The organism is Myroides sp. JBRI-B21084, from assembly GCF_030545015.1.
GTDB lineage: Bacteria > Bacteroidota > Bacteroidia > Flavobacteriales > Flavobacteriaceae > Flavobacterium.
Genome location: NZ_CP120653.1, coordinates 1921183 through 1932529, shown reverse-complemented (window position 1 = coordinate 1932529; position 11347 = coordinate 1921183). Strand labels below are relative to the sequence as shown.

The window sequence follows — 11347 nt, the reverse complement described above, 5'->3', positions numbered from 1 at the left end:
AGTTAAAAATAAAACTTAAAAAACTACAAATCAAATAGTTGAAATAGTTGAAGGTAACTGTTTACTTGTGTTTTTTTAAAAATAATGTTTCTGTAATAGCCTTTTAAAGTAGCTGGTTGTATTTGTAATATTTTAGCAACATCAACATTATTAACACCGTTATACCAAAATTGTGCAATTTGTAATTCGCGATTAGAAAGTTTATTCAATAAATTAATAGAACTATTTGTAAAAAAGCTATTTACAATTTTATTTTGAATTAAATCGCTTAAAAATTTTGAATTTTGTAATACGTGTAGTATTGCATTATGTAAATAATTAACAGGTTTATCTTTAGTTACATAACCATGAGCCCCTGAAGAAATACTGCGTATCGCGTAAATCTCTTCGGGTAAATTGGAATTAATAAGTATTTTAAGGTTTTTGTTTTGTTTTAAAAAAATTGGTATTGAACTTAAAATAGTGATATCGTAAAAATAAATATCGGTAATTAATAAATATACATTATTACTTTCTATTAAATTTTGTAATTCATTAAACGAATTAGCTATTAAAAAAGTAGCATTTTTATGAAAACTTAAAAGTGAATCAACCAAATTTTGTGCGTATATAAGGTTTGTATCAGCAATAATTATAACGCTATTTTTTATATTAAGATCCATGAAATAATGCATTAAACTAGTTGTAAAAAGAAAGTAACTATATAACCAGTTATAATTTAATAAATTATATTATACCCATTACAAATGTAGTTCATTTACAGGTAGTTATATGTAGAACTATTTCTACAAGAAGAATCTAATTTTTATAACTTAACTAACTGATAATATGATATTTAAATAAATAAAGCTATTTAAATTACAATTTATTAATAAACAACAAACACTTATTAATAACCTATGTTAATAAACGTTGATAAGTTTATAAAACTATTTGTAAAAAAATAGATTAAAAAGTATAATACACAAAAAAAGAATATAAAACCAAAAAAAGTATTTAAAAATATTCACCATTCATAAACAAAATAAACAGGGATATTCACATAAAATTGAAAATAAAATATTAAATAAAACTATTAAAAAGATAAATAGATATAAACATTAAATATATTATATTATTGATTTTAAGTATCTTAAAAGTTAATATAATGTTAATAACTACTAATAACTAACAAATCATATAAAAAAGTAAAAAAGTTATTCAACCTATTAACAAGCATTATTAAAAAGAAACTTTTTTTAAATTTTAAAAATATATTTTTCTTTTATTTAGTATATGTTGAAAACTGTTTTAAAGTTGAATTGATGTTTTGGTTATGTGGTTAAGTGGATCTAGGGTTATATAAGTAAATAGTTAAATGGTTAAAAGGTGATAGGGGTATATAGGTAAATAGTTAAATGTTTATATAGATTGTGTGGATCTTTAATAGAATATTTATTTAAATATTTGATATTCAATATTTTATATATTTTATTATTATTTTTAGATACCTTTTTTAGTTTCGTTGTAACTTTGCAAGTATTTTAATCTAAAAATTATGGTAATTTTTAATTACGAAACCACTTTTACGCTGGAAAATGAAGCTATTTACGAGGAATGGATTGATGCTATAATTGAATCTGAGGATAAAGAAGCAGGAGAAATAAATTACATTTTTTGTGATGATGAATATTTACATAAAATTAATTTAGAGTATTTACAGCACGATACGCTAACTGATATTATAAGCTTTGATTACTGTATTGGTGATTTAATTTCAGGAGATATATTTATTTCGGTAGAACGAATTGAAGAGAATGCAAAAGAATACGAGGTATCGTTCCAGAATGAGTTATTAAGAGTTATGAGTCATGGTGTTTTACATTACTGTGGTTATAAGGATAAAACTGAAGAAGACGCACAATTAATGCGTTTAAAAGAACAAGAAAAAATTAATATGTTCCACGTGGAACAATAATTTTTATTTCATTAATTAAAATGTTTCACGTGGAACAATGAGTATATTTCAAGATAAATATGATGTTATTGTAGTTGGTGCAGGTCATGCTGGTTCTGAAGCTGCTGCTGCTGCTGCAAATATGGGTATGAAAACATTATTGGTAACAATGAGTCTTCAAAATATTGCCCAAATGAGTTGTAATCCTGCTATGGGTGGAATTGCAAAAGGACAAATAGTTCGTGAGATTGATGCTTTGGGTGGTTACTCTGGTATTGTATCAGATCAATCGGCTATACAGTTTAAAATGTTGAATATTTCTAAAGGTCCTGCTATGTGGTCGCCACGTTGTCAAAGCGACAGAATGCGTTTTGCTGAAACTTGGCGCATGATGTTAGAAGGTACTGAAAATTTAGATTTTTATCAGGAAATGGTTTCAGGACTGTTGATAGAAAATTATAAAGTTATAGGTGTTAGAACTAATCTTGGTATAGAAATTAAAGCAGAAACTATTGTTCTTACAAATGGTACTTTTTTAAATGGATTGATTCATATTGGAGAACGTCAGTTTGGTGGTGGTAGAGCAGGTGAAAGTGCATCATTTGGTATCACTGAAGATTTAGTAAAAATAGGTTTTGAAGCTGGTAGAATGAAAACGGGAACACCACCACGTGTTGATGGCAGATCGTTAGATTATTCAAAAATGGAAGAACAACCTGGTGATACTATTCCTCAGAAATTTTCTTATTCCGATGTAACAAAACCATTGCAACAGCAGCGTTCTTGTTACATGACTTATACATCGCCTGAAGTACATAATTTATTGCGTGAAGGCTTTGATCGTTCGCCAATGTTTAATGGTAGAATTCAAAGTTTAGGTCCACGTTATTGCCCATCTATTGAAGATAAAATTAATCGTTTCGCTGATAAAGACCGCCATCAACTTTTTGTAGAACCAGAAGGTTGGAATACAGTTGAAGTATATGTAAATGGTTTTTCAACATCGTTACCAGAAGATGTACAATTTAAAGCTTTACGCAGCGTTGTAGGTTTTGAAAAAGTGAAGTTTTTTAGACCTGGATATGCTATTGAATACGATTATTTCCCGCCTACACAGCTAAAACATACTTTAGAAACTAAATTGGTTGAAGGTTTGTTTTTTGCAGGACAAATTAATGGTACAACAGGATATGAAGAAGCTGCTGCGCAAGGTTTAATGGCAGGTATCAATGCTGCTTTAAAAGTACAAAATAAAGAACCTTTTATTTTAAAAAGAAACGAAGCTTATATTGGTGTTCTAATTGATGATTTAATTACAAAAGGTACTGAGGAACCTTACCGTATGTTTACTTCACGCGCAGAATATAGAACATTGTTACGCCAAGATAACGCCGATTTTAGGTTAACACCTAAAGGTTTTGAAATAGGTTTAGCTCGAGTTGATCGTTTAAAAAGAATGGAGTATAAGCTTGATGCATCAGAGAAATTTGTACAATATTTTAAGGAAACATCGGTAAAGCCAGTTGAAGCAAATCCTATATTAGAAGAAAAGCTAAGTGAACCAATGAAACAACCTGATAAAATGTTTAAAGTATTTTCGCGTCCTCAGTTAGCTGATGCTGATATTTTACGCTTTGAAGGAGTAAAAGAATATATAAATACTCATGCATTAGATCAAGAAATTATTGATCAAGCTATTATTCAAGTTAAGTATTCTGGGTATATTGAAAAGGAAAAAAATAATGCAGATAAACTGAATAGGTTAGAAGATGTACGTATTCCTGAGAATTTTGATTTTGATAAAATTAAATCAATGTCTTATGAAGCTAAAGAAAAATTAAAAAAGATACGTCCTGTTACTATATCGCAAGCATCGCGTATTAGTGGCGTAGCACCTTCGGATATTTCAATACTTTTAATTCATATGGGAAGATAGGTTTGTTTCACGTGGAACAAACTCTTTTTTATTTAGAAGATATGTCGATAAAATCAAAACAAATACTTACAGATTATAGTGTTTCAAAAGAAAAATTTGAATTAGTTTACAACGATGCATTTGAAATGTACGAAACCAAATTTACTTCTTTTGATAAATTAGATAGTTATTATCAAAGTGCAGATTATATTTCTCATACCGATGGAACTAGAAATTGGTTTGAAAAAGTATATCAATTAGTAAAAAACTACACTATAAAAAGCAAGTGGAATTTAATTAAAAAACAAACTAATAAGCAATACCTAAAAGTTTTAGATATAGGATGCGGAACAGGTGATTTTTTAAAGTATGGAATTGATACATTTTCAGTACAAGGAGTAGGGGTAGAACCAAATACAACTGCACGTAATTTAACACAAAATAAAAATGTAACTGTAAAAAAATCTATTAAAGAAATAAACAATGATTTGTTTGATGTTATTACACTTTGGCATGTGTTAGAACACGTAACTGATTTAAATGAATATTTTACATTTTTTAAAAATCACTTAAAAGAAGATGGGATTTTAGTTATTGCAGTTCCCAATTATAAATCGTACGATGCAAAGTATTATAAACAATACTGGGCTGCTTGGGATGTACCTAGACATCTTTGGCATTTTAGTAAAAAGTCTTTAAAAAAAATAGGTATACAACATCAATTTAAACTTATGCATATAAAACCTATGTATTTTGATAGTTTTTATGTTTCGTTATTATCTGAAAAGTATAAAAGCAATAGTAAAAATGTATTAAAAGCTTTTTTTATAGGATTTGTATCAAATTTGTATGGTTTTTTTAAAAATGAGTATTCATCGCACATCTATATTTTAAAAAAATAATTTTAAATAGTTTTTTTTAAACGATTTTATATTAAAATGAATATCCATATCAAAAAAATCTAAAAATCCTTTAAAACGAAAATATAGCATTCGTTTTTTATAAATAGAAATAATTAAAAATTAAAATTGTATTTAAATTTTCTATAATAAATCAAATTAAAGAATTTTAAATACTTTTGTTGAAAATTAAAATTTTAAAAAATAACCATCTATGAAAAAAATAATGGTGTTAGTTGCAGCAGTTTTTACTTTAATGGCATGCAATAAAGAAACAGCAGAAAAAGGAAACGATTCTAAAAGCGCAGAACAAACAGGTGCTTTAAAAACAGCATATATAGATACGGAAGTATTAATGAAAGATTATCAGGAGTTCAAAGATTTTGAAGCTAAATTCAAAACAATGTCTGATAAAATGAAAAATGAATTAGAAAGCGATGCTCGTAGATTCCAGAACGATGTATTAGATTTACAAAAATCGGCGCAAACAAAAGGTATGGAATGGGCACAAAAACGTCAGGCAGAATTAGAACGTCGTCAACAAACTTTAGCAGATAAGGAACAAAATTATATGAAGAAGTTTCAAGACGAAAGTGCTGTTGAACGCGATTCAATGGTTTCTAGAATGAAGAAATTCATTAAAAACTATGGTAAAGAAAAAGGCTACGATTATATTTATGGAACGGGCGATGCAGCATCGGTTTTATATGCTAAAGAACAATACGATTTAACTCAGGAAGTTTTAGACTTATTACATAAACAGTACGAGGAAAAAACGGGTAGAAAAGTTGAAACTGAAAAAGACGAGCCTGCTAAAACAGAGAAAAAGGAAACTAAAAAATAGTTTTTAATTTACAAACTACAAAACCTGTAATATTTAAATGTTACGGGTTTTTTTTGTTTTTATGATTAAATTGCAACTGTAAATATTTACAAAATGACACCCGAAGCACAATTAGTTTTACAATACATACAGCACACCAATAAAAATGTTTTTTTAACCGGTAAAGCAGGTACAGGTAAAACTACTTTGCTTAAAACTATTTTAAAAACTACGCATAAAAATACGGTAGTTGTTGCGCCTACTGGTATAGCAGCACTAAATGCGGGTGGTGTAACTATACATTCGTTTTTTCAGTTGCCGTTTGCTTCGTATATACCAACAACCGATTATAAAAATTCATTAAATGGTTTGTATTTTGAAACCAAACATACTATAAAAAGGCATTTTAAAATGCAACAAACCAAACAAAACATTATTAAAAGTTTAGAACTTTTAGTTATTGATGAAGTTTCTATGTTGCGTGCTGATGTGTTAGATGCTATGAACGAATTGCTACAATCTATACGCAAATCGGTTGAACCATTTGGTGGTGTACAGGTTTTATTTATTGGCGATTTGTGGCAGTTGCCGCCAGTAGTTAAACAAAATGAATGGAATGTACTTAAAAATTTTTACAACGGTATTTATTTTTTTAATGCATGGGTAATGCAAACCGAATTGCCTATTTGTATTGAATTAACTAAAATTTACCGTCAAGATGATGCTAATTTTATAAAACTATTAAACAATTTTAGAAGCAATACACTCACAGCTTTTGATTACGATTTATTAGTAAAACAAGTTAACGAACATTTTGATTATCAACAAAATAAAGGTTATATAACACTTACTACACACAACCGTAAAGCCGATGAAATGAATGCCAACCAATTGGCTATTTTAAAAGGGAATGAATTTGTGTTTTTACCCGAAATTATTGGCGATTTTCCCGATAAAATGTATCCTTTAGAAAACGAATTGGTTTTAAAAAAAGGAGCTCAAGTAATGTTTGTTAAAAACGATTTAAGTTTTGAAAAACGTTATTATAATGGAAAAATTGGAACTGTTTTTTATGTATCTGAAAACGAAATTGAAGTGTATTTACCTGAAGACAACGTAAAAATTACCGTTGAAAAATATGAATGGCAAAATGTACGTTACGTTTTAAACGATCAAACCAAAGAAATTGAAGAAGAAGTTTTGGGTACTTTTGTACAATATCCCTTAAAATTGGCTTGGGCAATTACTGTTCATAAATCACAAGGACTAACGTTTGATAAAGCTGTTTTAGATATTAACGATGTGTTTATGAGTGGGCAAGCATATGTGGCTTTATCGCGTTTACGTACTTTACAAGGTTTGGTTTTAACAAAGCCGGTAGTTTTTAAACAATTAAATGCCGATGAAAATATTATACATTTTACCAATTTAAGTACACAAATACTGCATAACAATGTATTGTTACAAAGTAAAATGGTGTATTTATGGCAACAAATTTACGATACGTTTTATTGGCAACAACAATTTAACGACTTTTACAAATGGATTGAAACTTGGGTGCCCGATGCTAATGCTACCAGAAAAGTTTATAAATCTTGGGCCGAAAAGCAAAATAGTTTATTAGAACAATTGCATAAAGTAGGTTTGCAGTTTTTAAATGAGTTACATACTATTTTTACAGCACCCGATTTTAGAATCGATTTTTTACAACAACGTTTTACAAAAGCGTACACATATTTTTATCCAAAATTAGATGAATTGGCTTTTGATACTTTGTTTGTATTAGAACAATCTAAAAAGAAAAAGGGTTTTGTGCTTTTTACCGAACAATTACGCACTTTTGAAGACCAACATATTAAAATGGTTTTAAAATTGCTTAAAACTAATAAAATGGTTGAATTATTTGTAAAAGATGAATTATTTACAAACCAAAATTTACAAACCAAAGAGCAAAGTGTTTACAAACTAAATCATTTAACAACAATTCATGAAACGTTACGAAAGCAGCTTTTGGTTAGTGATGATGATGAGATAGAAGAAACCAAAAAAAAATCGAAACCAAAAGCGGTTAAAGAAAGTACAACCAATAAAACTTTGGTTTTATTTAAACAAAAACTTACTGTTGAACAAATTGCTACCCAAAGAAAACTATCTGCGGGTACAATATATCAACATATTACTAGATTAATTGCTGAGGAGCAAATTGATATTACCGAAGTATTATCGAAAAAGAAACTGTTGCAACTACAAAAAATATTCGAAAAAAACGAAGAAAAAACGCTAACCGAAATAAAATCTGAAATTGGTGATGCTTTTTCTTGGGACGAATTACGCCTTTATAAAGCATCAAATAATACTAAATAGTCTTTTTAATTACATTTTTTTCAATAAATAAAAGAAAAATTCATAATAAATTATCAAAACTTAAAAATCAAACAAAACAACTATTTATTAAAAAATTAATACTATTTTTATGTTATTCGTTTAAATTTTGTATATTTAAAAGAAAATAACATAAATATGCGTATGATATAAAACAAATACAAATCATAAAAACCTAATTTAGAATAATTCACTACCTGTTTAATTATTTAAATTTTATATATTTGTAAATTAAAATAAACCATTTTTTTGAAAAACACTTTACCATAATAATTTTAAATAATAAGCAATTAGTAGTTTAATTAATAGGCAGTTAAATACTTTGAATAATAGTATTTAAAAAAATAGTGATATATAAATTTAATAGACTAAATTATTTTGGAAATAGAAAAAGTTAATGAATTAAACTTTAAAAAAGGTAGTTTTAAATACCGTAAAGCAGTGCATTATACTTTGGTTGTAAGTGTAATTGTTTTTCAAATTTTATTATTGGTAATTGTTTATAATGAAATTTTTAATGAGCCTAAACTTGAAGAAATTGAGGCTGAAATGCACATTTCTGAACAAGCAAAGCACTTTAGCGATTTAACTAAAAACGATTATATTACTGCGCAATATAATTTGCAATATTATATGCAAACCAAAGACGAAAAGTATTTGGTGAAGTACAATGAAGCGCTTGATAGTCTAAATAAAAACATTAAAAACTTAGTTCATACGGCCGATAAAAGTTCAACTTTTTCAATGTATTTAAACAAAGATAAAGGGTTGCAAACTTCGGTAAACGATATTAACAAAAAAATAGATTCGTTACGTAAAGTAGAAATTAAGCCAAGTGTACAAACAAATGAAGGTTTGTTTAAAATTAACGCTATAAAATACGATGATGTTATAGATAGTTTAAATGTAGAAACATCTGTATCTGTTGATAGTGTTCAAAAAAAGGGATTATTCTCTAGATTAGGAAGTGCTATTTCGGGTAAAGTTGATGTACAAAAAGAAAAATCGAAAGTAGTTTTAACAGTTCGTCAAGGTAAAAACGTTAGTTCAGGAAGTATTGAAGAACAAATTCAAAACCTGTTTAAAACAACTAATGATTATTACCAAAAAGAATTTTTAAATTATAAGAAAAAATTAGCAACGGTAAAAAATAACAGTAAAAATCAAGACACTAATTTTTTCAATGTAAATTCAGAATTGTTATCGTACAGTAACATGCTGCTAACAAAGTATAACGATATTTTAGTATCTTTTACCAACGATGCACGTAAAAAATTTCAAGATCAATACCAACAAAACAAGCAAATACGCAATTATGCCGTAATTGGTTTAATTGGTTTAATTGTTCTAATATCAATATTATTAGCTTTTTTAACCAGGTTAGCATTTATGTACGAAAGTAACTTGGTTAAAGCACAAAAGAAAATTCAACAAAACTTAAATTTTAAAAATAGAATTGTTGGAATGATAAGCCACGAAATAAGATCGCCTTTAAATATTATATCAATTTATACGCGTGGAATTAGTAAGCAAGTAACCGATGAAGACGTTCAAGATTCGTTAAAATCAATACAATTCACAACACAGTCATTATCGTTATTAGCCAATCAAATTTTAGAATTTTCTAAAAACGAAAACAAAAAGCTAACACTAAATAAATCAACATTTAATTTAAAAACAGAATTAGATGAAATTTTAAAAGCGTTAACGCAATTTGTTGAAAATAATGAAAATAAATTAATTGTAGAAAACCATGTAAAAAATGATGTAATGATTACATCAGACATCGTTAAAATACATCAATTATTTTATAACATTGTAGGAAATGCTAATAAATTTACACGTAAAGGCGTGATACATGCATGGGTAGGTATAGAGAAAAGTAAAAACAATACCCACACTTTAAAAGTAACCATAAAAGATAATGGTGCCGGCATAAGTGAAGAAGATTTAAAGCATATTTTTAATAGTTACCAACAAGGCAAAGCAGCAGCCGATGTTAAAGATTTAGGGGCAGGATTAGGATTAAATCTTTGTAAAGAAATTGTAGAATTGTTTAATGGAAAAATTAATGTTAAAAGCAAACAAAACGTTGAAACAGAAGTAACATTTTATATTGTTTTATAAAATATTACAAAAGTAAATTAAGACTAAAATATTATATTGTTTAAATAACACTAGGGCAAAAACGTGCAATGTAAATTGTACACCTTATAAATCACATGGAAAAAAAATTACACAACTTTACTTTTATTACAGCAGATGACCACCGAGTTGTAACCAAATCAATATCGTTTATATTGAAAGAGTTATATAGCGGTGCAAAAATTCATGAATTGGATAATTTAACCGATGTAATGAAAGTTGTACAAACGGAACCAATTGACTTATTAATGCTTGATGTTTCGTTTCCAGATGGAAATTCGTTAAACTTAATATCAACTATAAAAAAGCTTCAGCCAAATATCAGAATATTAATATTTTCGGGTCATGATGAAGATATTTATGCTTTGAGATACATACAAGCTGGTGCTTGTGGTTATTTGAATAAATTGAGTAACGAACACGAAATTCAAAATGCTATATCTTTAGTAATGAGTTCAGGTAAATATTTTAGTAAGCATATACAAGAAAAAATTACCGATAGTTATATTTTTAAAAAGCCAATAAATCCAATGGCGCAACTATCAAACCGTGAGCTTGAAATTGCAAGGTTAATGGTAGAAGGTTATGGAAATTTAGAAATATGTACTGCACTAGATTTACAAAAATCTACCGTAAGTACTTATAAAACAAGAATTTTTGAAAAATTAGAAATTGAAAATCTGTCAGATTTAATTCAATTATTTGGTTTGTATAAAGAAGCCTAAAACAATAAACTTTAAGATAAAGCTGCCTTTAAGGCAGCTTTTTTTATTTAACATATTCAAGTAGACTGTAAACCAATGGTTTAATTTTTTTTTTCGAAAATTTGTAAATTTAAAAGCTACTGTATCCTACAATTTTATTGGCTATAGAAAAAATAACTCTACAAAACAGCTTTGCAAATTATCTTTATGTAAGCGTTTTTTTAAGAAGTAGTTCTACTTTTTTTGTAGAACTACTTGTTCAGTTTTTTTTAAAAATAATTTTTTTTATAATATTTTTTAATAAATATATATTTTTTTAACATAATAAAATCTTTTTTAATTTTTTGAAGATATTTATTGTAGAACAAATTCTACAAACACCTCATTTGTGGTACTACAAATTTTTTGTAGAACTGCTTCTAATTTTGTACTTGTGATTTTATTAGTGACTTATAATAACATGTTTACGTTATTAAAATGTGAAAAATAACAAAAATATACATATGTTAAAATTATTTTTTTGAATTAATTTTTAAACGTATA

At 27.2% G+C, this 11347-nt stretch carries 8 protein-coding genes; 7 read left to right on the top strand and 1 reads right to left on the bottom strand.

Annotated features, from left to right (window positions below):
• Nucleotides 1–23: 23 nt before the first annotated feature.
• Nucleotides 24–662, bottom strand: a complete 639-nt coding sequence (locus tag P3875_RS09275; protein ID WP_303443686.1) for a LuxR C-terminal-related transcriptional regulator — start codon at nt 660–662, stop codon at nt 24–26.
• Nucleotides 663–1537: 875 nt separating this feature from the next.
• Between P3875_RS09275 and ybeY the strand changes: the two genes are divergently transcribed.
• From ybeY to P3875_RS09240, 7 genes are all read left to right on the top strand, one after another.
• A complete protein-coding gene (gene ybeY / locus P3875_RS09270) occupies nt 1538–1957 on the top strand; it encodes an rRNA maturation RNase YbeY (RefSeq protein WP_303443685.1) in 420 nt (139 codons plus the stop codon).
• A gap of 37 nt (nt 1958–1994) precedes the next feature.
• Nucleotides 1995–3872 carry a tRNA uridine-5-carboxymethylaminomethyl(34) synthesis enzyme MnmG gene (gene mnmG, locus P3875_RS09265; RefSeq protein ID WP_303443684.1) on the top strand — a complete coding sequence of 626 codons (1878 nt, stop codon included), beginning with the start codon at nt 1995–1997 and terminating at the stop codon, nt 3870–3872.
• Nucleotides 3873–3913: 41 nt separating this feature from the next.
• Nucleotides 3914–4753 carry a class I SAM-dependent methyltransferase gene (locus P3875_RS09260; RefSeq protein ID WP_303443683.1) on the top strand — a complete coding sequence of 280 codons (840 nt, stop codon included), beginning with the start codon at nt 3914–3916 and terminating at the stop codon, nt 4751–4753.
• A 211-nt stretch (nt 4754–4964) separates the two neighbouring features.
• A complete protein-coding gene (locus P3875_RS09255; RefSeq protein ID WP_303443682.1) occupies nt 4965–5594 on the top strand; it encodes an OmpH family outer membrane protein in 630 nt (209 codons plus the stop codon).
• Nucleotides 5595–5687: 93 nt separating this feature from the next.
• Entirely contained in the window at nt 5688–7937 is a 2250-nt protein-coding gene (locus tag P3875_RS09250; RefSeq protein WP_303443681.1) for a helix-turn-helix domain-containing protein, read from the top strand.
• Nucleotides 7938–8333: 396 nt separating this feature from the next.
• Nucleotides 8334–10082, top strand: coding sequence for a sensor histidine kinase (locus P3875_RS09245; RefSeq protein ID WP_303443680.1), 1749 nt, complete (start codon nt 8334–8336; stop codon nt 10080–10082).
• 95 nt (nt 10083–10177) lie between these two features.
• Entirely contained in the window at nt 10178–10825 is a 648-nt protein-coding gene (locus P3875_RS09240; RefSeq protein WP_303443679.1) for a response regulator transcription factor, read from the top strand.
• Nucleotides 10826–11347 lie beyond the last annotated feature (522 nt).